This is a genomic window from Priestia sp. BR_2, assembly GCF_041954005.1.
Classification (GTDB): domain Bacteria; phylum Bacillota; class Bacilli; order Paenibacillales; family Paenibacillaceae; genus Paenibacillus_AQ; species Paenibacillus_AQ lautus_A.
The window spans coordinates 43,900-68,012 of record NZ_JAVFHM010000188.1; the positions used below are offsets into that span (position 1 = coordinate 43,900).

Consider the following 24,113-nt stretch of genomic DNA (forward strand, 5'->3'; position numbering starts at 1 on the left):
TTGAATGAGATATGGGTCGTAGTAGCCGGTGCCGGTTGGCGCCGGTTTTTATTATGACTTAGGAAGCTACAGCTGAGTCCTTAACGGTCGGTTCCATCGATGCTCCAATGATTGCGAGTTTGTTAGTAATAGATGCCAAGCCGGTTAGTAATGGATGCCAAGCCGATTAGGGTAAAATTAACATTGATAAAAGAACGAGTGTTCGCATATAATACAAACAAATGTTCTTATCAGAGGTGAGTGCATCATGTTTGAGAAATACCTGGAGCAAACCGTAGAAATCATATACGAAGACCGTAAGGGCAACATTACCCAGCGCAAAATACAGATACACAGCATTAAGGATCAGCGGATTCGGGCAACGTGCCTGGAGACGGGAAAGCCCCGGGTGTTCAATGAAAACAACATCCTGTCCTGGAGGCCCCAGAAAGGAAGAGGTTCGCATGCTTCCTGATCTGGAACGAAAACTGCTCCGAATTTTGATCAACTATCCGGCGCATCGCAGCCGTGTCCCGACCTTACGGTTACTTAAGTACCTAACGGGACGTAAACCGAACGAAATTATGGAGGGCATAGCTTCATTGGAGGAACAAGGCTATATTATGTTTAAGAACAAGCGGGAATTGCAGAGCCTGATTGTGCTGAAAGAAGAGGCACAGCCCGTTCAAAGAGTGGAAAGAGCTGCGGATTACTGGACGACACATTGAGTCGGCAGGAGGTATAGAGATGCCTGTGCTTAGAGATTGTACGGACGAGGGGACACGAGCCGAATTTCATTTTATATCTCGTATCCCTGGAAAGTACGAAGGATGCCAAATCAACTTTAAATTTTATGATTCCAACCGATTCATCTATGATTTGAATTTCGGTTGGACGAATCTAACGATTCGTAATTATATTACAGTAACTACGGAATTTCCGTTGGACACACTGAATGGATTCAAATTAGATGGATTATATATGTCATTCGAAAAACATCTCTATCAATTAAGCTGGAGAAGAAGCCAATCGGAAGGTATTTATGAGTTGGGCTTTTTTGGGGCTGATCAAGATTTCACGCTTACGGCTGATATAGACTCTGTCAGAAAGTTTGGTTCTCAATTTAAGTTGGAATGGGATCAAGCACCGATATTCGATTGATTTTTTGCGTCTTAGGTAAGGACAAAAGACGGGGACTTGGCCCTCTTTAGTTTCCCCCATCGTCCCCGAGACTCGCTGAATGGTTTTTTTATGAAATGGGCTGTCCCGCAGCCATTTTCATGGCTTTTGGAACAGCTTCTGTTTTCATTAGTTTTTAGATCCAAAAACCTGCTGCCAAAATGATAACGAGAAGAATGTACAGAACCAAGACAAAAGCAGCACTACGGCCATAGCCATACCCGGCATCAGCGCTCATGGTTATTCCTCCTTTGTTTAGAGTCATATTATTAATATGTGGTCACTTATGTATAAGCTTGGGTGATTAACTAAGTGTTTAGCCTAATTTTCAAGCCTATCTCGATTGCTGCTTGGGTGAAGTTTTTAACGTGAGGGAGTTGTTGCAGCCCCTATGTATTTTTTGGATGATGTACATATGAAAATGATTAGCAAAGTGGCATTTCTGTGAATATACATGAGAGTGTAGCCCGCCAACTACAACTCAGGTTTCCTTCTTTAAAAAAAAGAAGCTGTCCCGCAGTCATTTTTATGGCTTTTGTGACAGCTTCCTCTTTTTGTACGGTGTCATATGCTCCATTTTCCGTCCCCATTGACGGGAAGGAGAAAAATTCGGGTAACACAACCCGTGATATCCATGTGGTCAGCGCCGCATCGGTAAAAAGAACCTCGCTGGCTTAGGCTGGCGTTTTTTTTTGTTAATAAGAATATTGGCCCTAGCATTGCTTGAAATTTTGAATACTTTGTATCGAGATCGTTGAAAGGAGGAGTCCTCATGGGTGAAGTTGGTTACGAAGGTGGATACGGCGGTAAAAACTCAGTCGGAGCAGTTCTTGTTCTCTTTATCTTGTTGGTCATCATTTTAGGTTCTTTCTGGGTATAATACTCCCCCGGATGACAAAGACCCTACGTGATTTGAACAGTTGTATTTATGTGAGAGGATCCCTACCGGCTTAGGCTATCGGGGGTCCTTTTTCTTTGTCTTCTATCGGTGAAGTAGCCGTTATACTGCAGCACGTCGAAATTGACGAATGTAGACGGCAGAGTTCCGGCTAAAGCTGTAATTTTATCCGTCTTCTTCGCCTTGAATCGTGTCATAACCGCTTTAAAATCCGAGTTGCCAGTCGCGGGATCAACGCACGCGATTTCGCCGTTCAATACGATGTCATGCGGAAATATAGCGTTGGCTATCTCAGGATATTGGCGAGAACAGTCGTTGTTATGGCGCGCGTATGCGAGTCTGAGAATGGAGCGGGCGCTGTTGCGAATAACATCGGTTCAATAAACATAGAAATACCACTTTACCTGAATTATAGCGCTTGGCTATGTAATAAAGAGGCGAGAAGTAATGGTAGATTAATGTCGTGTCATCTATTCTAAAAATAGCCCGGACAAATGCGACAATTGACAAAGATAAATCCGGAATAAAAAATACATAATTATACCATTTAATGGTTCTTAAACACTATATACTCCAATAATATCCAAATGATACAATTGATATGGGTTATGTAAATTAACTTTTATAAATATCTGGAGGTGTTAGCGTGGTTAGAATGGGGAAAAAATTTGTAATATTCTCTTCTATCATTGCTGCTTTTATGACTGTAGCAGCGCCAGTATCTGCAAATCCTATCTCACAGACAGAATCTGAGATAACGCCTCAATATTGTAACCCATGTAAAGTAAAAGCGGGTTATATGTACCCAAAAAGTCAGTATAGCAGAGACTATTTCACGCCATTACATTACATTACAGTTGATGGAGTGGAGTACTTTTTTTGGTACATAGATGATGATAAATCTACAGCAACACATTGGTATACTGTTTGGAAAGAAGAATAACGAAAAATCCTTGGGGTTTAAATAACCTCAAGGATTTTTTGTATACATAATAAGGCTGTGATGTAACGAAATTGCGTAAATATTTTAACATCACGTTTCGGTTAAAATCGGAGGACACTATGAATCACAACGATACGTAAAAAGCTTGAAGGTAACGGACTTTGGGAATCCAGCCGGATGATGCTTCCTGAACATAAAGAAACTATCATCCGCCGGCAGATGAAAGAGGAAAGGAAGAATAAACCGGTTCTTTTTATCTTTCTTTATATAAAGAAGGTGTTACCCTTGAACAAATTATTATAATAGTAGAAATGAGGTCAAATAAGACCAAAATGCGGGCTTAGAAGTAGTGTCTAACTCACTATGTCCCCCAATTCGTCCCCAAAAAGTGAAATTCAGATAGACAACCATTAGAAGAAAAGAAAAAAGCCCTTGCTACGCAAGGGCTCCTTGTTATGATCTGTAGTGGGCTCGAACCACTGACCCCTACCCTGTCAAGATAGTGCTCTCCCAGCTGAGCTAACAGATCATGAAATATTTAAAAAGGTAATTCATATATTACCAGCAGACAAGGATGCTGTCAATGGTTTTCTCGTTATAAAATACCACGTTCCGGTTCAGACTAAATACAGCATGATTTTGCCAATGAAGGAGCGTGAATGGCATGACAGGTGGGAAATCCCATCGTATCAAGCGAGTAGGACTGGTGTTCTCGTTATTGGCGGTATCTATTGCGGGCGGCGGCTGCAGTGTCCCGGAAAGAACATCGGTGCAATTGGAGCCGCTGCATGCCCCTGCAGCGCCCGTGATGCTGGATGTGTACGGGCGCTCTGTTGATCAGGACGTATATTCCAAGCAGGGAAGCGGGGCGCTGGAGCCGGTATCCCCGATGGATGCGGCGGACACGTTAAGGGATCTCCATCCATAAAGAGCTCCAGGAACGGCATTATGCTTAACGCGGGCCAACCATCATGATGATCTCTGATCGAACCGTGAGCAGAACAAACCGCCGGCTGGCAGGCTGGCGGCTTGTTGTAAGACGGCCGATGCTATTCCTCATCCCATTTGCGGGAATAACCTTTTTTGATCGTCCAGAAAGTGGGATAGATGATCAGGGCAGCAATGACCACAGCCCAAAATATCGTGGCTCCCATGCTCATAAAGGCAATGCTCCTTTCGTGAAGACCTTAGCTTCTACTACTATACAGGAAAACGAATATTTTGTATAATATCTCGACCTGCGATATCACGAGGAAATGATTCTACATAAAGAGGTGTTGAAATGGCAGCAGAAATCATCAATGTATCAACGGAAGAGCAGTTGCAGCAGGCGCTGGATATCCGAAAGGATGTGTTTGTCCTAGAACAGAAGGTGCCGATCGATTTGGAGATCGATGATTACGACCGCCTGGAATCGGATGCACACCATGTCTTGATCAAGTCGGAGGGGCAGTACGCCGCAACCGGGCGTATTACCTATTACAATAAGGATTCCGCCAAAATGCAGCGGATCGCGGTGCGGAAGCCGTTCCGTTCCAAAGGGATTGGCCGTGTGCTGATGATGGCGCTGGAAGCTCAGGCTCGCGAACTAAAGCTGCAATATTCCGTGCTCGATGCACAGGTGCAGGCAGAGGCTTTTTACCGCAAGCTCGGGTATGAGACGATTTCGGACGAGCCGTTTGATGATGCAGGCATTCCCCATGTTCGCATGAAAAAGGAATTGTAGGCCTCTAACCAAACCAAATAAGATGCCGGTCATTCCGCATCGTCCCCAAAAAAAGAAAAGACCTCGAGCATCGCCTCGAGGTCTTTTGCGCATGAATTAGAACGTCGGCAAATTGTCCAGGTTGTTGCTTGGATCGCCATCCGCATTGGAACGAAGATGTTCGTCTCCATCACGTCCACGGAATACGTTCAGGTTCTTGATTTCCTTATTCTTGGCCATCTGTTGGGCCGTTTTGTAGTCCACGACGCTGCCGTTATCCAGCTTTAGTTCGATGATGTCGCCATCACCATTTTTACGTACGCCTACTACTTCTTGTTGTTGTTGATCCATATGAATCGCCTCCCGGCCTTATTATTCCCGGGTACCCTCGCAAACTATGCATTGACGCATATTGAACTACAATTCGTATACCCGCTGCTGCTCCACGAATTCCATGTTTCCGGTCTTGCCGATGAAAGCTTCGACCTCATCGCTGTAATGCATCAGATAGGTGCGCTCCTGAATTTCTTGAGGCAGGCTGAGCAGTTCATCGAGTGTCGTGTGCACCTCGCCCGGGCCCTGCAGCTGGCATTCATGCAGAATCACTTCGCAATCCCGTTCATTTACCAATTGCTTCAGCAGGATGGGGTCGAATACCATGTCCGCGCTGTAAAAAATCCGATCGTTCAAATAAAGCGAATAGCTGTCTTTGCCCGGAATATGCTGCGTATGAATCAGCTCCACCGAGATTCCGGATGAAATAGAGGCCTTCACGCCCGGTTTCAAAGGATGCACGTCAAATACATCCTGAAGGGAAGAGATATGTCCCTGCTGATATAAGCCGCCCTTGAGTGTATGTTCCCATATCGGTTCCACCAGCGCTTCAGCAATATAGAGCGGAAGTTTGCGATTGTATTTCATCTTCATAATAAACGCAAGCTCCTCCAAACCGCCAACATGGTCGGCATGAATATGCGTGATGAGCACGGCGTCCACATCGTTAAACGTCTTGTTCATCTGATGCAGCGCCAACGGAGCGGTGATTCCGCAGTCGATGAGCAGCGTGAAATTTCCGTCATGTATCAGTGCGTTATTGTTATAGTAATTCTTGGCAAACGCACTGCCGGTGCCAAGCATTTGCAATGTCAGTGTCAATGGATGAAACCTCCTGATGAAATGATGTATATTCCAAGTAAGCTTATGTGTATTTTAACGAATTTCTTATGTATTTACACGAAGTATATGCTCGAAACGGAGCCGTAATGCTGCAAAAATCGTGATAAGATCAAGCCTTGAACCACGAGAAAAAAATTTTACCACAAAGTGCAAAATTGTCCGCAACTTGTTTTTTGACATGTAGTATACACATATAACAACAAGAAGAGCCAATGGAGGGAACGTATGAAATGAAGTGGAAAAAAGTGATGGCATGTATGCTAGTGCTCTCTTTAATGGGTGGCAGCACCCTTTTGTTTGCGGATTCCGTCAATGAGCGTGTTCGGGTTTGGCTGAACGGACGCGAATTGAAGGATGGCGGATATTTGATTGATGGCAAAACCTATGTGCCGGTCCGGGAATTTGACGGGGCTGTGGACTGGAATTCGGCGAATGGACAAGTCCAGGTCGTCAAGCCGAATGTGCATATTTTTCTCTTTAAAGGAGATACTGTATTCGGCAACGTAAACAAAGGCAAGCTGAAATTCAATGTATTTAGCCAAGTAGACAGCTTAAACAACAATATTCATGCCGTGAAAGTAGCGATTGAGGATCCTTCGGGCAATATCAAGGACATCCAGTCCCAGGAAGTGAAGGACCGCAAGGATAACTTCTGGTTCCGAACCTATGATTTCACATACGATTTCAAAACGGCCGGAAAATACTCGGTAGGCTTTTATGTAAAAGTCAAATCGGATGACGGGTTTGTGAAAGTTGCGGAGAAAGTGATTACCGCCCTAAATTGATGGGTCCATCGCCGCTTGGCAAAAATTGACCTGAAGAAGCTATCCGTGATACGATACGAAAGTATGATAATTTAACCGAAGTGAGGTTTTTTCAATGAGCGAACACAAACATGAACACGGAGATGCTTGCGGCTGCGGTCACGATCATGACCACGACCACGAGCATGAAGAGTTTGTGCTGACATTGACGGATGAAGAAGGAAAAGAAGTAGAGATGGTTCTCGTGGAGACATTTGATGTCGGCGAGAAGCTTTACGCGCTTTTGCTTGAACGTGAGAATCCGGAAGCGGACGGCGTCATTCTACGTATGGAAGAAGAGAACGAGGAAATGGTTCTTTACAATATTGAGGACGAAGACGAATGGAATGAAGTAGAGGCGGTTTACAACGAACTGGTCGCTGCTGCAAACCAGGAGTAACACTCCCTAACGAAAAACCCGATGCGAACCACTCGCACCGGGTTTTTTGTATTTGCTGCCTTAGAATATAGGATCCGTTTCCACGATGACTTTCACGTTCTGAATGCTGCGGTCCTCAGGACCTTTGACAGGCAGGCCGACCTCGACATGGTCGGTAATGTAATCGATGTTTTCCTGGGAAATCACTTCGCCCGGAAGCAAAATCGGAATCCCCGGCGGGTAGACATAGATGAATTCGGCAATAATGCGTCCGGCCGATTCCTTGAACGGCACGACCTCCGTATCCCCATAAAACGCATCGCGGGGAATAAGCGACAGCTGCGGAATTTCCGGCGTTTTCACGACCAGCTCATTTATTTCGTTCACGTGCATGTACTGGTCCGAAAGCTCTCGGAGCGCCGTCAGCAGAATATCGATCGTCTCCCGGTTGTCCCCCGGTGTAATGAGGCACAAAATGTTGTACATATCGCTGAGCTCCACTTCAATATTGTAGTGGTCCCGCAGCCAGTTTTCGGTTTCATATCCCGTAATGCCAAGATGGCGTACATGAACGGTCAACTTGGTCGGATCATAGGAGTACGTTGCTTCTCCGCCCAGTATTTCCTTCCCGAAGCAGTACAGGCCTTCGATTTTGTTGACTTCGTTTCGTGCATATTGCGCCAATTCAATCGTCCTTGCAGCCATTTCCCGTCCATGCAGCGCCAGGCTCCGGCGAGAAGTATCCAGCGATGCCAGCAGGATGTAGGAGGTCGACGTTGTGGTCAGCATACTGATGATGGTCTGCACGCGGTAAGGATTGATGTATCCGTTCTTGGTGTTCACGTTCAGCACGGAGCTTTGGGTCATCGATCCGCCGAGTTTATGAACGCTGGTCGCAGCCATATCGGCACCGGCTTCCATTGCCGACATCGGAAGTTCTTCATGAAAATGGATCAGAACCCCGTGCGCTTCGTCCACAAGCACGGGAACATTGTAACTGTGGGCCAAATCGACGATTTCCTTCAGGTTAGCACTCACCCCGAAGTACGTCGGATTGATGACCAGTACGGCTTTGACGTCAGGGTGACGCTTTAGCGCTTTCCGTACGGAGCTGATCGTGATCCCGTGATCGATCCCCACATTGGAATCCTGGGCAGGCGATACGAACACAGGCTTGGCACCGGTAAAGATGATGGCGGAAAGCACGGATTTATGAACGTTGCGCGGTACGATGATTTTATCGCCGGGGGAGCATACCGACATGATCATGGTCATGATCGCTCCGCTTGTCCCTTGGACACTGAAGTAAGTGTGGTCGGCACCGAATGCGTCGGCGGCCAGCTTCTGGGCTTCTTCAATGACGCCTGTAGGCTGATGCAAATCATCCAGCGGCGCAATATTGATCAAATCTATAGAAAAGGCGTTATCCCCTATAAATTCCCTGAATTCGGCATCGGTGCCGAGGCCCTTCTTATGTCCCGGAATGTGAAATTGCACGGGGTTTTTGGCCGCGTGTTCTTTAAGCGCGGTGAAGAGCGGTGTACGACTGTGGTCCATGGACGTTGTCACAACCTTTCCTTATGTTTATTTTCTTATGATTTGTCGATTTCTGTTTTTATATAAACAAAATTGAGTATAGCAAAATAGGGGGGGAATGCAAGAAGAATGACCGGCTTTTTTTGCACGGACCGGCAGCGCTTCATACTTTGGACATATTAAGGGGGAGGGATGCGTTCTTCATCGTTCCTTCATTAAAATATCATCCATAAGATAAACGTCAATCGACGTACTTTCTCAGAAGACAGACCGCTGGTTAAAGAAAGTTTTTCTTGCGATTATAGAATTGTTCAGCTTCGCTGAAAATTTATAAATTCTATAATCTAAAAAAAAGAGCTGCATCCGCAGCCCATTTTCGTAAATATCTCACGCCAGTTTAAAACGCCATTTTATAAAGCGGCAGCAGCGTCTCAAACGTCTCCTGCACTTTTTGCACCAGCTCGTCCCCTTCAAGCTTGACGGCTTCCTCGCGCGGAATGCGCAGTCCGCACATGACCTCGGCTTTTTTCACCTGTTTCAGCTTCTCAATGAGGCGAACGAAATCCTCCTCGCTCATATCCTGGTGAGGGGTGCCTGCCGGATTCATATGATCCATGGACCAATAGAAATGTTTAGGCAGCGCCTTCGCTGTTTTCTTGAGCTTGGCTTCCAGGTTGCCGGCAAATACGGTTTTGTTGGGGCTTTCGTAAATAATCGCGAAGATAACAAACAGATGGGTTCCGAACATGCCCACCTCAAAATGAGGCAGCGCTTTGTAGCCCCGTTTGCTGGCCGCCCATGCGACCCAGGTGTCAATCGGGGGATTAACGGTTCGTCTTGCATGCTTGGCCACATGCACAAACATCTCTTCCCCGGCCAGCGCGGACACATAGGGGGCAAGCTCGGCCCCCAGCGTCTCAAGCTTGGGTCTTACCCGTTCAATGAGAACCTCCATACGGGCTTCGAGCCCTGGAACGGAGAATACGTCGAAATCCTGATCTTTAAATCCGGTAACCGTCATGAATGTGATGGCCTCCCTGTTGTTTATGATGAACACTTACTAAACTCCGCTTTTGGATAACCCATTATACCATAAGCCGAGTGGACGTCAGGCATGGCCCAGGAAAGTTTCACCGTATTTTCATGCGGGTTAAAAATAGTCAATAAACCAAGTTACCGTTACATAAGATGGAGTATAAGATATAGATAAGACAACATCAAAAGCAGCCATGGGGGAAATCTTCACCGTCGTTTTTCAGATCGGTAGTAAACCGGAGGAGGGAGTGCCGTGAATAAGAGCGAGGAAGTGGAGTATTGCAACCTGGAGCTCCGGTTTGATCGCCGGCATATCCAGGACCTAATCAAGGAATTGATCCAGGAAGGATATTCGCTTTACTGGAGCGAGAATGAAACGCAGTTTGTCATTTCGATCCGAACCGGACGCAAGCTGGTAAAGCTGCGGTTTCAACGGACAGGAAGCGGTTTTAAGCTGGTAGGCGATTATATGATCCGCGATCCCAAGCTTGCGGAATGGATGGAGAAATTGATCGAGAATACCCGTGGCCACGCTGTCGTCAAACGTTTCAAGGACCGGCAGATATTGATCGAGAATATTCTGTTTGGCGAGGTTATAAGGCTGGTGGAAATATCCGGTTACCGGCAGCGTGTGCTGTTTCAGAAGGGGACGCCGATGACGGAGCAGGAAATGGTGCGGTTGTTCGAATCGGATGAGGGGGAACAGCGGCTCCTTCTGTCCAGGCTGGAAACCGATGATGAGCTTGAGAAGCTCCATGCCGCCCTTCAAGAGGGGAATCAGGACAAAATCGCGGCCTGCAAGCAAAGACTCCGCGAGCTTTCCTTAGAGCTGATGAGGCTGGAGTGGTAATTCACTTCATCGAACGATACAAGAGTAAAGCACGAACAACACTCCGAAACCGAAGGGGTGTTTTCGCGCGTGTTCTCATTTTGTGACAGGGGTTCACTTGTCAAATGAAAAACGTTAATATAAGATTATTGCAAATCATCTCGTAGGGATGGGTTGTTTAAAAATATATTGGAGCAAAGGATGGAGAACCAGATGTCAAAACAACAAATCGGTGTGATTGGCCTTGCTGTAATGGGAAAAAACCTGGCCCTGAACATCGAAAGCAAAGGCTTCACCGTTTCCGTATATAACCGCTCTCCGCAAAAAACGGAAGATATGCTGAAGGAAACCGAAGGCAAGCAAGTGAAGGGAACGTTCTCGATCGAAGAATTCGTGGATTCCCTTGAAACTCCTCGCAAAATCCTGATCATGGTACAGGCAGGACAAGCTACGGACGCTACGATTGAACAGCTGATTCCTCATTTGGACCAAGGCGATATCATCATCGACGGCGGTAACGCTTATTTCCCTGATACGCAGCGCCGCAGCAAAGAGTTGGCTGAAAAAGGCTTTAACTTTATCGGTGCAGGCGTTTCCGGCGGCGAAGAAGGCGCATTGAAAGGCCCATCGATCATGCCAGGCGGACAGGAAAGTGCCTATAAGCTGGTTGAGCCTATTCTGACAGCCATTTCCGCGAAGGTTAACGAAGAGCCTTGCTGTACATATATCGGACCGGACGGTGCCGGCCATTATGTAAAAATGGTTCACAACGGTATCGAATATGGCGATATGCAGCTCATTTGCGAAGCGTATCAATTGCTGAAAGACGTACTCGGCCTCGATGCGAAGGATCTTCACGGAATCTTCACGGAGTGGAACCAAGGCGAACTCGACAGCTACCTGATCGAGATCACGGCTGACATTTTCTCCAAATACGACGAAGAAACCGGCAAGCCGATGGTTGACGTCATCCTGGATACGGCGGGTCAAAAAGGAACGGGCAAATGGACAAGCCAAAGCTCCCTGGATCTGGGCGTACCGCTTTCCATGATCACCGAATCCGTATTCTCCCGTTTCCTCTCCGCGATGAAAGAAGAGCGCGTTGCGGCAAGCAAAATCCTGAATGGTCCAAAAACGGCTGCATTTGACGGCGACAAAGCCGAGTTCATCGAAAATGTGCGCAAAGCGCTGTTTGCGAGCAAGATCGTATCCTACGCTCAAGGCTTCGCACAGCTTCGCGTAGCGTCCGATGAATACGGCTGGAACCTGCAATACGGCAATCTCGCTAAAATCTGGCGCGGCGGCTGCATTATCCGTTCCCGCTTCCTGCAGAACATCACCGATGCGTATGAGAACAATCCGGAGCTTAAGAACCTGCTGCTGGATCCGTTCTTTACCGATATAATCGAATCCTATCAAGATGCATGGCGTAAAGTCGTAGCTTCCGCGGTTTCCTTGGGCATTCCGGTGCCTGGATTCTCCAGCGCGCTTGCATACTACGACAGCTACCGTACGGCGAACCTGCCAGCGAACCTGCTGCAGGCTCAGCGCGACTACTTCGGAGCGCACACCTTTAAACGCGTTGACAAAGAAGGAACCTTCCACTACAACTGGATGGAGTAATCCTGCTCTTTTATCGGCAGCGTGAATTCGACTCTTCCCGGATGGACTAATTCTGCTCTCTTGCAGCAGTATGGATATCGTCCTCAGGGATCGAGGGCATCGATTCAAACGTGCGGGCTTTAGTAGGGGAGATAGCCTCCGCCAGCTCGGGAAGCCCGTGCATGGCTTCTAAGAGACAGGTGCGGATGTCGCCGTTCTTTGTGTGAAAGTGGTTTCCGCTTCCGAGCAAGAGCAGCGCGGCTTCGCAATAACTGTTGAAATTTTTCAGCAACCGTGGCTTTGAAAGATCTTGCAGCGCAGGATCCTTCAGAGCCACTTTTTTTTGGACAAAATGAAGCACCCACATCACGTCCTCGCGGCACAGCGGGTAGGATGGATCGAGCATCCGGCGGATCCGCTTGGCCGAGGAAGAGAGTCCGGTTGGATGAAATGGCACCATGGGTTCATTCCTTTCTTCTAATCTTGCATTCTTGTAACAGTGTATGATGCTTGGGAACAAGATAGACTCCATAAATAGGGGCTTGGCTTGAGGCAATTGGATTACAATTTAGAGAGTCGGGTCCATTGTCGAAAGATTTGGGGCTGTGGTATGATATGAACAACCTTTACAGTGAAGCAGCGAATGGGGTGTGAAATTGGATAAGCTGGGTAGAAACATCATTCTGATCGGGATGATGGGTACGGGCAAGTCAACCGTGGGGCGCCTCGTGGCAGACTCGCTCGGCTACAACTTGATAGATCTGGATGCGGAAATTGAGAGAATGGAAGGCAGAACGATTTCCGAGATGTTTGAAACGGAGGGAGAGCCGTATTTCCGCGAGGCTGAATCCGCTGCATTGCGCAGCGTTTTGCTCCGGGATGGAATCGTCCTGGCATCCGGCGGCGGAGCCGTCCTTCGTTCCGACAATTGCGACGTAATGAAACGCGGGGGCTGGGTCGTTGCCCTCACAGCGGATGCGGCCAGCATCGTGGAACGCGTACGGGGCGATGCCAACCGGCCGCTGCTTGCGGGCGATGTGGAAGAGAGGGTTCGGCGCATCCTCGATGAGCGAAAGGACAAATACCGGTTTGCGGACGTGATGGTGGATACGGTTGGCCGATCCGCGGATGAAGTGGCGGCTGACATTTTAACGCATTACCGCGGCTAAGACGATAAGCGGACCCGGCTTGGCATGGAGATGGATAAGACCTGAGGGTTTAAACAAGGGAGCTTGCGAGCAGGATTCAAGCACAAGCAAAAAAAGGCGGGGATCATGTTCATCCCGCACCTTCTTTACGGCTTGCCTATACTTCATCGTCATGCCACTGCAGCATGCCGCCCTTCATGTTGATCACGTTGTTCAAGCCCTGGTGATTGAGAAATTCGCATACGTGTTGACTGCGTCCGCCGCTCCGGCAGATAAAGACAACCTCTTGGTCGCGCGGAATTTCGTCCAGGCGGTTCGGAATCTCGCCCATCGGGATATGCTTGGCACCGCTGATCATCCCGGCGGCAACCTCTTCATCCTCGCGGACATCAATCATGTACACCTGTTCGCCGTTTTGAAGCCGGCTTCTAAGCTCCGAAGTTTCCATTTGAGGGATCGGTTTCATCATATAGACCTCTTTTCTTAGCATAAATGAGTAAGATCGCAAACGATCTGATTTTCCGGTTCACATGAACTATGATAACCAAGCGGTTCTTTCCCTGTCAATTTATCCTAGGGAGATTGTAATGCTGGTAATCGCAACACTATATACAAGGGAGAGATACATACGATGGATGTTATCGTCAGGCCTACGCCTATATTAAAAGGGGAGATCGGAGCACTGTCCTCCAAAAACTATACCACCCGTTACCTGCTTGTGGCTGCCCTAGCGGAAGGAACGAGCACGATTTATTATCCTGCCCACAGCGAGGATAGCGACGCGATGAGACGCTGTATCCGGGATCTCGGAGCCGTGATCGAGGAGGACGAGGAAAAAGCCGTGATTACGGGCTTTGGCAAATCGCCGCGGGATGTGAAGGAGCTGAACGTTGGCAACGCCGGTGCCGTCCTGCGCTTCTTGATGGGCGTAACGGCATTGTCTAAAGAGGTTACCTTCGTCAATGCGTACCCGGAATCACTGGGCAAGCGTCCTCATGACGATCTCATTGAGACCCTTGGCCAATTGGGCGTGGAAGTGGAGCATAACGATGGCAGGCTGCCCATCACCATTCGCGGCGGCCAACCGAAGGGCGGCAAGCTCACCGTTTCAGGCGAAGTAAGCTCGCAGTATTTAAGCGCCCTGTTGTTCTTGACTCCATTGCTTGCCGAAGACAGCGAGATCACCGTTACCGGAGATCTGAAATCCAAGGTCGTGATCGGTCAGACCCTGGAAGTGCTGGAGCAGGCCGGCATTACGATTCACGCAGCGGACGACTATACGTTCTTCCGGGTTCCCGGAGGGCAATCCTACGAAGCCAAGACCTATACGGTTCAAGGCGATTATCCGGGGTCTGCTGCCGTGCTGGCGGCTGCCGCGGTTACGCAGTCCGATGTAACGATCCGCAATCTGTCGGAGGACAGCAAGCAGGGCGAGCGCGCCATTATCGACGTTCTTCGAATGATGGAGGTTCCGCTCACGCATGAGAACGGAAATGTCCATGTGCAGGGCAACCGCACCCTGAAGGCGCTCCAATTCGACGGAGACGCGGCGACGGACGCGGTGCTCGCGATGGTGGCGGCAGCCGTGTTTGCCGAAGGAACCTCCCGGTTCTACAACGTGGAGAATCTCCGTTACAAGGAATGCGACCGGATTACGGATTATTTGACCGAACTGCGTAAAGCAGGAGCCAACGTGGAGGAGCGCCAGGCCGAGATTATCGTTCATGGCCGTCCGGACGGCGTCGAAGGCGGGGTTGAGATCAATGCCCATTACGATCACCGGGTGATCATGGCCCTCACGGTGGTCGGGCTGCGCGCAGGACAGCCGATCCGGATCAAGGACGCCCACCATGTAGCCAAGTCGTACCCGCAATATTTTGATCACATGAAGGCGCTTGGCGCCGATGTAGAATGGGTAAAATAGAGGAATAGGACAAGATTCTCATCGATAAGGAACGGAAAGGTGGTCATGAACCATGGCATTTGAAAATCCTACGCGCGAAGAAATCGCGGATATTTTACGAAATGCGGGCAATATCGCTGTCGTTGGCCTGTCCGATCGGCCGGACCGCACCTCCCATATGGTTTCTGCCGCGATGCAGCAACGCGGATACCGGATCATCCCGGTAAACCCTGGTGCAACCGAAATCCTCGGCGAGAAAAGTTATCCTTCCCTGAAGGACATTCCCGAGCCGATCCATATCGTCAATGTGTTCCGGCGCAGCGAATACTGCGCCGATGTAGCACGGGAAGCCGCCGAGATCGGTGCGAAGGTGCTCTGGCTGCAGCAGGGAATCATCAGTGAGGAGGCAGCGGCCATCGCCGAAAGCAGCGGCATGATCGCGATTATGGACCGCTGCATCAAGGTCGAGGATTCCATCGCATTGGGCGGCCGTTAAACTTCAAAGCGCATTTCGGAAGAATAGGCAAGTCTTGCGTAGAAAACAGCCGGTGGCAGACTGGACATGGTCCGGTTCTGTCGCCGTTCTGTTTGCAGGGCTTGCTTTTGCTGTGGGCATTTGCCCTTAATTTTTTTTGACAAAAACAGGCGCAGCGCTTACCATCAAGGATAGAAAGGAGGGCTCGCCTTGAATTGGTTGGGATCGTTGCAACAGCTGGGCAGAGCAGTCATGCTCCCTACTATGGCGCTTCCGGCGGCAGCTCTCCTGCTTAGCGTGGGGAGTTTGCCATGGTCGGCTTGGGGCTTCGGAACCTTGGGCGAAATCGCTCAGGCAGCGGGGCACGGGGTGTTTTATTACATGCCGTATTTATTTGCCATTGGCGTCGCATGGGGACTCTCGAATCAGGGAGGTCCCGCCGGACTCGCCGCCCTTGCCGGCATGTTCATCTATGATCAGGTCATATCCCGTCTGGGAGACGGGAGCGTACAGCCCTCGACCTTGATCGGCATTATATTTGGGGTAATGTCCGGTTACGTGTATAACCGGTTCAAACATATTAAGCTTCCCGAAGCCATACAGTTTTTTGGAGGCTCCAGATTTGTACTGCTGTTCATGGGATTGTTCTCAACGATATTCGCTTGGATCATGCTGGGGACAGCACCCCTTGTGCAGCGCGGGTTAGATGCTTTTTATGATCTGACCGTACATATGGGAGCTTTCGGTTTGTTTCTGTACGGAATTTTGTACCGCGTACTCACGGCCTTCGGTCTGCATCATTTGTTAAACAATGTATATTGGTTTCAGCTGGGCTCCTACGAGACGGAGGATGGTACCGTCGTGCAGGGGGATCTGCCCCGGTTCTTCGCAGGGGATCCCACGGCCGGCGACTTCATGGCCGGTTTGTTCCCGATCATGATGTTTGCCCTGCCGGCGATCGCGTTTGCCATTATCCAGGAAGCGCGTGAAGATCTGAAGCCGAAAGTGAAAAAGACGTTTATGCGGTCCGCGCTTGTCTGTTTTTTGACCGGGGTTTCGGAGCAGATCGAGTTCGCGTTTTTATTTGCGTCTCCATATCTGTATGTGCTCCACGCCTTGATGGCCGGTTTCGCGATGGTCCTTACCTATGCATTTGACATCCATCACGGTTTTTCGTACTCGGCCGGATTCATCGATTACGTGCTCAACTTCCATTTATCGCAGAACGCCTGGATCATCATACCGATCGGGGCCGTGTACGGCATCGTCTACTATTTTCTGTTCCGCTGGGCGATACGCACCTTCGAAATCCCCACGCCGGGGCGCGAGGAGGGCTCGGCGCTGGAAGGCCGGGCAGGCGATATTCCCTATCAGGCGCCGCTCATTCTGGAGGCGCTTGGAGGCAAAGACAACATCGTTCAGGTGCAGTCCTGCATGACGCGTCTGCGATTGACCGTGTACAATGATCGTCAGATTGATTCTGACGCACTGAAATTGCTCGGTTCAGCCGGCATTATCAAGCTGGGCGGAGGGAACGTGCAAGTGGTGTTCGGGACGTATTCCGAGCTCATCCGCGAAGAGATAAACAAGCTGATGCAGCAGGATTTGCCGCGCGTTCTGTTCAGCGCGCCCGTACAGGGACGCATGCTTCCGATTGACGAAGTGCCGGATGATATTTTTGCCGCGAAGCTGGTCGGCAACGGCGTCGCCTTCATACCGGAAAAAGGAGAGCTTGTATCACCGGTATACGGCACGGTCATGCACGTGTATCCGACGATGCATGCCATCGGGATTTCAACGCCGGAAGGGCTTGAGGTATTGATTCATATCGGGATCGACACTTCCCAACTGAAAGGACCGTTTACGGCTGTGGTCAGCGAAGGGGATACCGTTGAACCGGGGCAACTGCTGGTCAAGTTCGATTTGGCGTATTTAAAGACACATGCCGCATCGCTGGCCACGCCAATGGTAATCACCAATCCCGATAAAGTAAGATCCTGGAGCTATGCTCCGTTCAAGACCGTGAAGAGAGGACAGTCATCTGTCATGTCCGTCGTATTAAATGAGAGTAATGCTGGGGGTAGAGAATCATGATACAAGGCATTGGCGCAGCAACAGGCGTAGCTATCGGTAAGGCTTTCGTACTGCCGCATTGGGAGCTGGATCTTCCGGATTCCGAAATGGACGCTGTCGATTTAGCCAAAGAGTTCGAGCGCTTATATGAAGGCATACGAACCTCCAAGAATGAAATTGAATACATCAAGAACGAATTCAAGGAAATGGTGGGGCACGAGGAGTCGCAGATTTTTGACGCGCATCTGGCCATACTGGAGGATCCCGTGTTCATGAACGAAATTCAAGGGATCATCGAGCGCCAGTACAAGGCTGCCGAGGTGGCGGTAAAAGAGGCGATCGATCATTTCGTATCCATGTTCGATCTGCTGGACGACGAGTATATGAAGGAGCGGGCGCTTGATATTAAGGATGTCGGCAATCGGCTGCTGAAGCATCTTCTTGGTGCTCCCGAAGTGAAGCTCCCGGCCGATACGCAGCCTTACATTTTGGTTGCGAAGGAGCTCTCCCCGTCGCAGCTCGTTCACCTGAACCCTTCCCACGTTCTTGGTATCGTGACGATGACCGGCGGCAAGACCTCTCATTCGGCGATCATGGCCCGCGCGCTGGGCATACCGCTCGTTTCGGGGATCGAGAACAAGCTGGATAAACCGATCCAGACCGGACAGCAGTTGGTGGTGGACGGAGATGAGGGGTTGCTCTATTTGGAGCCTGACACGCTCATCGTGGAGCGGTATGAAGGCATCCGGGACCAGCAGCGGAAAAAGAAAGAGCAGCTGCAGCTCCTGGCAGCCGTTGATGCGGTAACCAAGGATGGAACATACTTTAACCTGGCCGCGAACATGAATTCCGTTAAGGAAATGGAGATTGCGCTGAAGAACGGCGCTCAGGGAGTCGGATTGTTCCGAACGGAGTTTTTGTATATGGACCGGCACAACTTCCCGACGGAGGAAGAGCAGTTCGAAGTGTATAAACTGGTTGCGGAGAACGCAGGCCAGGCGTCCGTCGTGATTCGTACGCTGGATATTGGCGGCGATAAGCAGCTGGATTATTTCGCGCTTCCGGAAGAAGAAAACCCCTTCCTCGGTTACCGCGCCATCCGCATCAGCTTGGACCGAACCGAACCGTTCCAGACCCAGCTTACCGCGATTCTGAGAGCCAGCGCATACGGCAACGTCAAAATCATGTATCCGATGATTTCATCGGTAGAAGAAGTCAAGCAGGCCAATGCCGTGCTGCGGCGTGCCATGGCCGATTTGGACCGACGCGGCATCGCCTATGATCCGAACATCAAGGTCGGCATCATGATCGAGGTGCCTGCAGCGGTCACGATCTCGGATTTGCTGGCAGAAGAGGCCGATTTCTTCAGCATCGGGACCAATGACCTGGTTCAGTATGTTCTGGCCGTGGACCGGATGAACGAGCAGATCGCGCATATGTATCATCCGTTTCATCCTGCCATTTTGCGCATGCTCCGGACGACGGTGGAGGCTGCCCATGGGGCAGGGATTCCGGTCAGCGTGTGCGGAGAACTGGCCGGAGACGAAAGAGCGATTCCGCTTTGGCTTGAGCTCGGGGTTAAGGATTTGAGCATGTCTCCGCAATCCCTGCTCCGCGTGAAGCATCGCATTTTGAATACGAATGCGGCAGAAGCGAAAGGAGAGGCGGCGGCTTGCTTCAAGCTGCGTACCAGCTCCGCTGTCGAAGAACGTCTTAGCGCTTTTGCCGAACGGAGCAGTTATCTGAACGGAACCAACGGGACGGACAGCACGGCGTCTTAACCGTTAAGATAGGGATCATCGACTTTTTCCAGGCTTCTTTTTTAAAGGACAAGCTATATGAGCATAAAAAAACAGCCGCCTATCTCACCAGGGAGCCCTGGTGACAAAGGCGGCTGTTTCTGTATATGGGGGCAAGGAGCAATTATTTGCCTTGCTGCGCCAGCGCATCGCAGAAGGCTTTGCCGTATGGCGGAAGATCCGGAGGCCGGCGTGCGGAAATAATATGTCCGTCGGTCACGACCGCCTCATCCTTCCAGATCGCACCGGCATTTTCCATATCGTCGCGGATTCCCGGCGTGGAAGTAACGGTAACTCCGTCCAGGATTTTGGCGGAGATCAGCACCCATCCTGCATGGCAGATCTGTCCGATCGGCTTCTGGTCCTCATTCATTTCTTTCACCAGTTGCAGCACTTTATCATATCGGCGCAGCTTGTCCGGCGCCCAGCCGCCCGGTACGAGTATTCCGTCATAATCCTTGCTGTTCAGCTCTTCAAACGAATACTCGGCCTGAGCCGGTACGCCATATTTGCCGGTGTAAGTTTTACCCTTTTCCAGCCCGGCGAGATGGACTTCCGCCCCTTCCTCGCGGACCCGGTAAACGGGATACCATAGCTCCAAATCCTCGAATTCTTCATCTACAAGCGCTATAACCTTTTTTCCAGTCAATCGCATAATTGGCCTAGCTCCTTTCTCAAAAATCTTGATAAAACCGTAACGCTGCGCATTCGGTCCTTTAAGACTGTATTCATTGTAACAAATATGGAGAGGAGTTTCATGGAAGCGTCCGAAGAAGGAACATTTGAAAACATTTCTGGTAAATAAAGCATTATCACAAATTTGCAGGATTCTCTGGTATGATAGTCGAATAGAACTAATTCAGGTGACAGATTTGTGACATGGGACTGTTGGTTTTAGATTACGTGATAGGATTTGGGGTGGGCATTTTGTTCAAAACCTGCAACTGCGGACAAAGTATGAAATTGGAATTAAGAAAGCTGATTCATGAAAGAAAAACTCGGATATGTGATGTTCCTGTTTATGCCTGTCAGGCCTGCAGGAAGTATGAGCTTCTGCCTCTTATTAAACCGGATTTGCTGCGCTATCTCGCATCGATTAACAATGAGACCGAGCGAATACGCGTTTCGTTCGCAGATGTCAATGAAGCCGCATATGTTCTTCGTGAAGTGTTCCGTACATACGATGATGATTCGTCGCCAGAATGGCAGGCGCGCTGCATGGAAGTGTTTGACGAGCGCATTAATATGCTGTTGGATCTATTTCGTTATGCCCAGAGCCTGGCCGACGGCGACTGGATGAGACAAATTGAGGGGCGTCTCGAGCAATTAAGCACCATAAAATCTCTCATTCCTGAAAATTCGAGCAATTATGCAAGATAATTTTCAGAAAATTTTCGTGGTTGTTGGATTTTTCACGCACTTTTTGTTAGGATAGAGGATAGGAACTTCAATACAATGAAGGGAATGTATATCCTATGGCGACGTTGACGAAAATGACTACTATAGAAGAGCTGCGCAGCACGCTGGAATCTTCCGATCGGAAGCACTTGCTTTTGTTCAAACATAGTACCAGATGCCCAATTAGTGCCGGAGCCTACAGGGAAGTGCAAGCTTACCTTGAGGACCAGCCGAACGAGCGGATCGACTATGTGTGGATCGATGTCATTGCGGACCGACCGGTGTCGAGCCAGGCTGCCGAAACTCTGAACATCCAACACGAATCGCCGCAAGTTATACTTGTGAAAGAAGGAGCGCCAGTCTGGCATACATCCCATTCCCATATTACGGCTGAAGCGCTGAAAGCTCAATTGGACGGCATATGATGCCGTGTCGTTGCACAAAGCAGTAATTTGTCGTATCATAAATTCAATTGGTATTGAACGAATGAAAATCTATTGGCAATGGAGAGAAGGAATTTGACGGTAACCATTTACGATGTTGCGCGCGAAGCAGGCGTTTCCATGGCGACGGTATCCCGGGTTGTAAACAATAACCCGAACGTTAAGCCTCAGACCCGGAAAAAAGTATACGAAGCGATTGAACGTTTAGGGTATCGTCCGAATGCGGTAGCCAGAGGCCTGGCCAGCAAGAAGACCACAACCGTCGGCGTTGTGATCCCTGACATTTCAAACTCGATCTTTGCGGAGATTGCCCGTGGTATTGAGGATATTGCTAACATGTATCACTATAATATAATTTTGTGTAATGCCGACAAACGTAAGGAAAAGGAAATCCGCGTAATCAACACCTTGCTTGAGAAGCAAGTGGACGGGCTGTTGTTTATGGGTGGAACGGTGACGGACGAGCATATCCAGGCGTTCCAGACATCGGCTGTGCCGATTGTTCTCTGTGCGACCAGCGATGAGAGAGGTTCTTATCCTTCGGTCGACATCGATCATGAACAGGCTGCGTTTGATGCGGTCAATACGCTGATTCGGCACGGACACCGCGAGATCGCTATGATCAGCGGCACGCTGCAGGATCCGGCAAACGGCTATGCTCGTTTCCAAGGCTACAAAAAAGCGCTGGAAGCGGCAGGCATCGAGTATCAAGAGGATTTGGTGCGGATCGGTAACTATCGTTATGAGTCCGGCGTGGAAGCGATGAAGTACTTCCTGGGCCTCAAGAAGAAACCAACCGCTATATTTGCCGCTACCGACGAGATGGCGATTGGCGCGATTCATAGCATTCAGGATGAAGGCTATAAAGTGCCGGATGACTTCTCGATCATCAGCGTAGACAATATCCGGATGGCTTCGATGGTACGTCCACAGCTGACAACGGTGGCCCAACCGATGTATGATCTGGGAGCCGTAGCGATGCGTTTGCTTACCAAGCTGATGAAGAAGGAAAATGTGGAGAATCCTCGCGTGATTCTGCCGCATGAAACGATTCTTCGCCTCTCGGTCAGCCATGTGAACGAATAGGCTGCGCGAAACCAAACGTTTAGATGAACAAGATGGATTCGAGAAAAGCTCCTGGTTTTAAGGGGCTTTTTTCTGGTGGGATTTTTTATGCGCTCTATAATCAGGAGGGATATCGACATGACAACACAGGTGATCGGCCTTATCGGGGCGATGGACGAAGAAGTGGAGCTGCTGCTCGGTCAACTGGAGAATAAAGAAACAACCGTTAAGGCAGGAGTTGCCTATGCATCGGGAACGATCCATGGCAAGCAGGTCGTCGTATGCAAGAGCGGGGTGGGCAAGGTCAATGCAGCGGTCACCACGCAGATCTTGATCGACTTCTTCGGCGTTTCCAAAATATTGTTTACCGGCGTAGCGGGCGCGCTGCATCCGGAGCTCAACATTGGCGATATCGTGATCTCCTCCTCATGCATGCAGCATGATATGGACGTGACGCCGTTAGGCTATGCGCGCGGGGTGATCCCGTATCAGGAGCTGTCCGATTTTCCCGCCGACGCCTCTTTGATCCAGCTGGCGGAGGAGGCCTGCAAAGAGCAGGCGGTGAATCATTACATCGTAGGGAAGGTTCTGTCCGGGGACCAGTTCATTGCCAGCCGCGATACGGTGCAGACGCTCTACGAGGAATTGAACGGGGCTTGCGCGGAAATGGAAGGCTCTGCCGTTGCCCAGGTATGTTACATGAACGGCGTGCCTTATGTGGTGATCCGATCCATGTCGGATAAGGCCGACGGTTCTGCGCATGTCAACTTCCCCGAATTTACTGCAAAAGCTTCCAAGCGTTCTCATGAAATCGTGAACTATATGCTTGGCAAACTCTAGCAGCAAATGATAGGAAGCGCTCGTTATGCTTAATCCGGCATGAGCGAAAGATACACAAACTCCCCTGAGCAAAGCCCAGGGGAGTTTGTTTTATTGAGAATCGAATTAATACATAAACCGCTGTCTGAAACGGATCCGGTCGAATTGTTCTTGCGATGAAAGCGGCACGTGCCGTCCGATTCTGACCATGAGGCAGTTGGCGGGATGGGAGCAGATTTCCGGATCGTCGGTTGCGTACCATTCCATATCCACGACTTTCATTAAGCGCTCCATCATTTTGCGATAATCCCACACGTTAAGTCCGCTGCCTTTTAGGTCCCAATGCCAGTAGTATTCGGTTGTAAACACGATGTAGCGCTCCATCTGGCCTTCCTCGAATGCGGTTTTGATCATCCGCTGCCCAAGGCCTAGGGAACGGTAGTCTTTCGCAACCTCGATGGCACCAAGCTCGATCAAATCTTCCATATTGCCCTCAGACCAGCGTTCCTGCTCATCCGGGTGATGAAACGTTACGTATCCTACGATCATATCTCGGTCTCTCGTGATGATGATTCTGCCTTCGGGCAGGCCTGCAATTTCCACCAAAGCCTCATGCTGCTCCGCAGGACGACGAAAAGCCTTGAGATCAGGGTGCATGGTCAGTTCGGATAGCTGCTCGGGAGGTACAGGTCCTTCGATGATCAGGCGGCGGTCTTCAGGGAACAAAACATGAGACTGGTATACCTTGCAGTGTTCCATCCGTTACGCTCCTTTCAATTCCATACCCTACTTATAGCAAAAAAATAAAAAAATGAAAAGCAATGACAGGCAAACAAAAGCTATGATATAATCTTTTCGACATAAAACCTTCACAATTGTATCGTACTTAACGATATGTTTCCTTGCGAATTCCAAGGGTTAATGAC

Annotated in this window: 30 protein-coding genes, 1 tRNA gene and 1 pseudogene; 21 read left to right on the plus strand and 11 right to left on the minus strand. The window is 49.5% G+C overall.

Annotated features, from left to right (window positions below):
* Positions 1–247 precede the first annotated feature (247 nt).
* Genes RB298_RS10495 through RB298_RS10505 form a run of 3 tightly spaced genes read left to right on the plus strand, consistent with a single transcriptional unit; the run spans position 248 to position 1,140 of the window.
* Positions 248–454, plus strand: a complete 207-nt coding sequence (locus RB298_RS10495; RefSeq protein ID WP_009589586.1) for a hypothetical protein — start codon at positions 248–250, stop codon at positions 452–454.
* Positions 444–707, plus strand: a complete 264-nt coding sequence (locus RB298_RS10500; protein WP_015734291.1) for a helix-turn-helix domain-containing protein — start codon at positions 444–446, stop codon at positions 705–707. The genes RB298_RS10495 and RB298_RS10500 overlap by 11 nt, the downstream gene beginning before the upstream one ends.
* A gap of 19 nt (positions 708–726) precedes the next feature.
* Positions 727–1,140, plus strand: a complete 414-nt coding sequence (locus RB298_RS10505; RefSeq protein ID WP_096773113.1) for a hypothetical protein — start codon at positions 727–729, stop codon at positions 1,138–1,140.
* A 154-nt stretch (positions 1,141–1,294) separates the two neighbouring features.
* On the opposite strand, the gene RB298_RS10510 is transcribed toward RB298_RS10505, so the two are convergent.
* On the minus strand, positions 1,295–1,396 hold the full coding sequence (locus RB298_RS10510) for a YjcZ family sporulation protein (protein WP_096773114.1): 102 nt from the start codon (positions 1,394–1,396) through the stop codon (positions 1,295–1,297).
* A 534-nt stretch (positions 1,397–1,930) separates the two neighbouring features.
* Here RB298_RS10510 and RB298_RS10515 point away from each other — a divergent pair.
* On the plus strand, positions 1,931–2,038 hold the full coding sequence (locus RB298_RS10515; protein ID WP_192569185.1) for a sporulation protein YjcZ: 108 nt from the start codon (positions 1,931–1,933) through the stop codon (positions 2,036–2,038).
* A 62-nt stretch (positions 2,039–2,100) separates the two neighbouring features.
* Here RB298_RS10515 and RB298_RS10520 read toward each other — a convergent pair whose 3' ends face one another.
* On the minus strand, positions 2,101–2,424 hold the full coding sequence (locus tag RB298_RS10520) for an ATP-dependent DNA ligase (RefSeq protein WP_369682781.1): 324 nt from the start codon (positions 2,422–2,424) through the stop codon (positions 2,101–2,103).
* A 278-nt stretch (positions 2,425–2,702) separates the two neighbouring features.
* Here RB298_RS10520 and RB298_RS10525 point away from each other — a divergent pair, with 278 nt between their 5' ends.
* Positions 2,703–2,999 (plus strand): hypothetical protein, encoded by a 297-nt coding sequence (locus RB298_RS10525; protein ID WP_096773115.1) that lies wholly within the window; start codon positions 2,703–2,705, stop codon positions 2,997–2,999.
* Positions 3,000–3,131: 132 nt separating this feature from the next.
* Positions 3,132–3,251: pseudogene (locus tag RB298_RS10530) on the plus strand (YolD-like family protein); the annotation flags it as partial.
* 204 nt (positions 3,252–3,455) lie between these two features.
* On the opposite strand, the gene RB298_RS10535 reads toward RB298_RS10530, so the two are convergent.
* Positions 3,456–3,528: transfer RNA gene (locus RB298_RS10535), tRNA-Val, on the minus strand.
* Between the two features lie 135 nt (positions 3,529–3,663).
* Here RB298_RS10535 and RB298_RS10540 point away from each other — a divergent pair.
* Positions 3,664–3,927, plus strand: coding sequence for a hypothetical protein (locus RB298_RS10540; RefSeq protein ID WP_096773116.1), 264 nt, complete (start codon positions 3,664–3,666; stop codon positions 3,925–3,927).
* A gap of 354 nt (positions 3,928–4,281) precedes the next feature.
* Positions 4,282–4,725: a GNAT family N-acetyltransferase gene (locus tag RB298_RS10545; RefSeq protein ID WP_015734297.1), complete on the plus strand. Its 444-nt coding sequence runs from the start codon at positions 4,282–4,284 to the stop codon at positions 4,723–4,725.
* Between the two features lie 96 nt (positions 4,726–4,821).
* On the opposite strand, the gene RB298_RS10550 is transcribed toward RB298_RS10545, so the two are convergent.
* Together RB298_RS10550 and RB298_RS10555 are read right to left on the minus strand one after the other, a co-directional pair.
* Positions 4,822–5,055: a DUF3892 domain-containing protein gene (locus RB298_RS10550; protein WP_096773117.1), complete on the minus strand. Its 234-nt coding sequence runs from the start codon at positions 5,053–5,055 to the stop codon at positions 4,822–4,824.
* A gap of 66 nt (positions 5,056–5,121) precedes the next feature.
* The gene (locus tag RB298_RS10555) at positions 5,122–5,859 is read right to left on the minus strand and encodes an MBL fold metallo-hydrolase (RefSeq protein ID WP_096773118.1); all 738 of its coding nucleotides are present in this window, start codon (positions 5,857–5,859) and stop codon (positions 5,122–5,124) included.
* 251 nt (positions 5,860–6,110) lie between these two features.
* Between RB298_RS10555 and RB298_RS10560 the strand changes: the two genes are divergently transcribed.
* Together RB298_RS10560 and RB298_RS10565 are read left to right on the plus strand one after the other, a co-directional pair.
* Positions 6,111–6,665, plus strand: a complete 555-nt coding sequence (locus RB298_RS10560; protein ID WP_015734300.1) for a copper amine oxidase — start codon at positions 6,111–6,113, stop codon at positions 6,663–6,665.
* A gap of 94 nt (positions 6,666–6,759) precedes the next feature.
* Positions 6,760–7,083, plus strand: a complete 324-nt coding sequence (locus RB298_RS10565) for a DUF1292 domain-containing protein (protein ID WP_009589641.1) — start codon at positions 6,760–6,762, stop codon at positions 7,081–7,083.
* A gap of 60 nt (positions 7,084–7,143) precedes the next feature.
* Here RB298_RS10565 and RB298_RS10570 read toward each other — a convergent pair whose 3' ends face one another.
* Positions 7,144–8,619 (minus strand): aminotransferase class I/II-fold pyridoxal phosphate-dependent enzyme, encoded by a 1,476-nt coding sequence (locus tag RB298_RS10570; RefSeq protein ID WP_096773119.1) that lies wholly within the window; start codon positions 8,617–8,619, stop codon positions 7,144–7,146.
* 376 nt (positions 8,620–8,995) lie between these two features.
* Positions 8,996–9,619, minus strand: coding sequence for a DUF1054 domain-containing protein (locus tag RB298_RS10575; RefSeq protein WP_096773120.1), 624 nt, complete (start codon positions 9,617–9,619; stop codon positions 8,996–8,998).
* Between the two features lie 267 nt (positions 9,620–9,886).
* Here RB298_RS10575 and RB298_RS10580 point away from each other — a divergent pair, with 267 nt between their 5' ends.
* Both RB298_RS10580 and gndA read left to right on the plus strand, forming a co-directional pair.
* Positions 9,887–10,483, plus strand: a complete 597-nt coding sequence (locus RB298_RS10580; protein ID WP_015734302.1) for a hypothetical protein — start codon at positions 9,887–9,889, stop codon at positions 10,481–10,483.
* A 192-nt stretch (positions 10,484–10,675) separates the two neighbouring features.
* Complete coding sequence (gndA, locus tag RB298_RS10585; RefSeq protein WP_175320731.1) at positions 10,676–12,085, plus strand: NADP-dependent phosphogluconate dehydrogenase; 1,410 nt, start codon at positions 10,676–10,678, stop codon at positions 12,083–12,085.
* A gap of 46 nt (positions 12,086–12,131) precedes the next feature.
* Here gndA and RB298_RS10590 read toward each other — a convergent pair whose 3' ends face one another.
* Complete coding sequence (locus RB298_RS10590) at positions 12,132–12,524, minus strand: hypothetical protein (RefSeq protein WP_096773121.1); 393 nt, start codon at positions 12,522–12,524, stop codon at positions 12,132–12,134.
* A 190-nt stretch (positions 12,525–12,714) separates the two neighbouring features.
* Between RB298_RS10590 and RB298_RS10595 the strand changes: the two genes are divergently transcribed.
* Positions 12,715–13,233, plus strand: a complete 519-nt coding sequence (locus tag RB298_RS10595) for a shikimate kinase (protein WP_015734304.1) — start codon at positions 12,715–12,717, stop codon at positions 13,231–13,233.
* Between the two features lie 136 nt (positions 13,234–13,369).
* Here the strand turns inward: RB298_RS10595 and RB298_RS10600 are convergent, their stop codons facing one another.
* Complete coding sequence (locus RB298_RS10600) at positions 13,370–13,678, minus strand: rhodanese-like domain-containing protein (RefSeq protein ID WP_175320732.1); 309 nt, start codon at positions 13,676–13,678, stop codon at positions 13,370–13,372.
* A gap of 165 nt (positions 13,679–13,843) precedes the next feature.
* Here RB298_RS10600 and aroA point away from each other — a divergent pair, with 165 nt between their 5' ends.
* The 4 genes from aroA to ptsP all read left to right on the plus strand — a co-directional run bounded on the left by aroA (position 13,844) and on the right by ptsP (position 19,444).
* On the plus strand, positions 13,844–15,136 hold the full coding sequence (gene aroA / locus RB298_RS10605) for a 3-phosphoshikimate 1-carboxyvinyltransferase (protein ID WP_096773122.1): 1,293 nt from the start codon (positions 13,844–13,846) through the stop codon (positions 15,134–15,136).
* A 52-nt stretch (positions 15,137–15,188) separates the two neighbouring features.
* Complete coding sequence (locus tag RB298_RS10610; RefSeq protein WP_096773123.1) at positions 15,189–15,611, plus strand: CoA-binding protein; 423 nt, start codon at positions 15,189–15,191, stop codon at positions 15,609–15,611.
* A 189-nt stretch (positions 15,612–15,800) separates the two neighbouring features.
* Positions 15,801–17,684 carry a glucose PTS transporter subunit IIA gene (locus RB298_RS10615; RefSeq protein WP_036665939.1) on the plus strand — a complete coding sequence of 628 codons (1,884 nt, stop codon included), beginning with the start codon at positions 15,801–15,803 and terminating at the stop codon, positions 17,682–17,684.
* Positions 17,681–19,444, plus strand: coding sequence for a phosphoenolpyruvate--protein phosphotransferase (gene ptsP, locus RB298_RS10620; protein WP_192569181.1), 1,764 nt, complete (start codon positions 17,681–17,683; stop codon positions 19,442–19,444). Before RB298_RS10615 ends, ptsP begins: the two co-directional genes overlap by 4 nt.
* A 142-nt stretch (positions 19,445–19,586) precedes the next feature.
* Here ptsP and RB298_RS10625 read toward each other — a convergent pair whose 3' ends face one another.
* On the minus strand, positions 19,587–20,117 hold the full coding sequence (locus RB298_RS10625) for a type 1 glutamine amidotransferase domain-containing protein (RefSeq protein WP_015734308.1): 531 nt from the start codon (positions 20,115–20,117) through the stop codon (positions 19,587–19,589).
* A 224-nt stretch (positions 20,118–20,341) separates the two neighbouring features.
* Here RB298_RS10625 and RB298_RS10630 point away from each other — a divergent pair, with 224 nt between their 5' ends.
* The 4 genes from RB298_RS10630 to RB298_RS10645 all read left to right on the plus strand — a co-directional run bounded on the left by RB298_RS10630 (position 20,342) and on the right by RB298_RS10645 (position 23,208).
* Positions 20,342–20,842, plus strand: a complete 501-nt coding sequence (locus RB298_RS10630) for a hypothetical protein (protein ID WP_375121006.1) — start codon at positions 20,342–20,344, stop codon at positions 20,840–20,842.
* Positions 20,843–20,937: 95 nt separating this feature from the next.
* Positions 20,938–21,285 (plus strand): bacillithiol system redox-active protein YtxJ, encoded by a 348-nt coding sequence (ytxJ, locus tag RB298_RS10635; protein WP_090912958.1) that lies wholly within the window; start codon positions 20,938–20,940, stop codon positions 21,283–21,285.
* A 93-nt stretch (positions 21,286–21,378) separates the two neighbouring features.
* On the plus strand, positions 21,379–22,389 hold the full coding sequence (gene ccpA / locus RB298_RS10640) for a catabolite control protein A (protein WP_015734310.1): 1,011 nt from the start codon (positions 21,379–21,381) through the stop codon (positions 22,387–22,389).
* Between the two features lie 117 nt (positions 22,390–22,506).
* The gene (locus tag RB298_RS10645; RefSeq protein ID WP_486047034.1) at positions 22,507–23,208 is read left to right on the plus strand and encodes a 5'-methylthioadenosine/adenosylhomocysteine nucleosidase; all 702 of its coding nucleotides are present in this window, start codon (positions 22,507–22,509) and stop codon (positions 23,206–23,208) included.
* A gap of 105 nt (positions 23,209–23,313) precedes the next feature.
* Here the strand turns inward: RB298_RS10645 and RB298_RS10650 are convergent, their stop codons facing one another.
* On the minus strand, positions 23,314–23,946 hold the full coding sequence (locus tag RB298_RS10650) for a GNAT family N-acetyltransferase (protein WP_009589652.1): 633 nt from the start codon (positions 23,944–23,946) through the stop codon (positions 23,314–23,316).
* Positions 23,947–24,113: the final 167 nt, after the last annotated feature.

Excerpts from the sequence above, each read along its gene's own strand:
- RB298_RS10505 (WP_096773113.1), top strand. The coding sequence starts at position 727 with ATGCCTGTGCTTAGAGATTGTACGGACGAGGGGACACGAGCCGAATTT.
- gndA (WP_175320731.1), top strand. The coding sequence starts at position 10,676 with ATGTCAAAACAACAAATCGGTGTGATTGGCCTTGCTGTAATGGGAAAA.
- RB298_RS10625 (WP_015734308.1), bottom strand. The coding sequence starts at position 20,117 with ATGCGATTGACTGGAAAAAAGGTTATAGCGCTTGTAGATGAAGAATTC.
- RB298_RS10570 (WP_096773119.1), bottom strand. The coding sequence starts at position 8,619 with ATGGACCACAGTCGTACACCGCTCTTCACCGCGCTTAAAGAACACGCG.
- RB298_RS10575 (WP_096773120.1), bottom strand. The coding sequence starts at position 9,619 with ATGACGGTTACCGGATTTAAAGATCAGGATTTCGACGTATTCTCCGTT.
- RB298_RS10510 (WP_096773114.1), bottom strand. The coding sequence starts at position 1,396 with ATGAGCGCTGATGCCGGGTATGGCTATGGCCGTAGTGCTGCTTTTGTC.
- RB298_RS10495 (WP_009589586.1), top strand. The coding sequence starts at position 248 with ATGTTTGAGAAATACCTGGAGCAAACCGTAGAAATCATATACGAAGAC.
- RB298_RS10560 (WP_015734300.1), top strand. The coding sequence starts at position 6,111 with ATGAAGTGGAAAAAAGTGATGGCATGTATGCTAGTGCTCTCTTTAATG.
- RB298_RS10600 (WP_175320732.1), bottom strand. The coding sequence starts at position 13,678 with ATGAAACCGATCCCTCAAATGGAAACTTCGGAGCTTAGAAGCCGGCTT.
- RB298_RS10500 (WP_015734291.1), top strand. The coding sequence starts at position 444 with ATGCTTCCTGATCTGGAACGAAAACTGCTCCGAATTTTGATCAACTAT.
- RB298_RS10610 (WP_096773123.1), top strand. The coding sequence starts at position 15,189 with ATGGCATTTGAAAATCCTACGCGCGAAGAAATCGCGGATATTTTACGA.
- RB298_RS10645 (WP_486047034.1), top strand. The coding sequence starts at position 22,507 with ATGACAACACAGGTGATCGGCCTTATCGGGGCGATGGACGAAGAAGTG.
- RB298_RS10540 (WP_096773116.1), top strand. The coding sequence starts at position 3,664 with ATGACAGGTGGGAAATCCCATCGTATCAAGCGAGTAGGACTGGTGTTC.
- RB298_RS10550 (WP_096773117.1), bottom strand. The coding sequence starts at position 5,055 with ATGGATCAACAACAACAAGAAGTAGTAGGCGTACGTAAAAATGGTGAT.
- ytxJ (WP_090912958.1), top strand. The coding sequence starts at position 20,938 with ATGGCGACGTTGACGAAAATGACTACTATAGAAGAGCTGCGCAGCACG.
- RB298_RS10565 (WP_009589641.1), top strand. The coding sequence starts at position 6,760 with ATGAGCGAACACAAACATGAACACGGAGATGCTTGCGGCTGCGGTCAC.
- aroA (WP_096773122.1), top strand. The coding sequence starts at position 13,844 with ATGGATGTTATCGTCAGGCCTACGCCTATATTAAAAGGGGAGATCGGA.
- RB298_RS10630 (WP_375121006.1), top strand. The coding sequence starts at position 20,342 with ATGGGACTGTTGGTTTTAGATTACGTGATAGGATTTGGGGTGGGCATT.
- RB298_RS10650 (WP_009589652.1), bottom strand. The coding sequence starts at position 23,946 with ATGGAACACTGCAAGGTATACCAGTCTCATGTTTTGTTCCCTGAAGAC.
- RB298_RS10545 (WP_015734297.1), top strand. The coding sequence starts at position 4,282 with ATGGCAGCAGAAATCATCAATGTATCAACGGAAGAGCAGTTGCAGCAG.
- RB298_RS10515 (WP_192569185.1), top strand. The coding sequence starts at position 1,931 with ATGGGTGAAGTTGGTTACGAAGGTGGATACGGCGGTAAAAACTCAGTC.
- RB298_RS10590 (WP_096773121.1), bottom strand. The coding sequence starts at position 12,524 with ATGGTGCCATTTCATCCAACCGGACTCTCTTCCTCGGCCAAGCGGATC.
- ptsP (WP_192569181.1), top strand. The coding sequence starts at position 17,681 with ATGATACAAGGCATTGGCGCAGCAACAGGCGTAGCTATCGGTAAGGCT.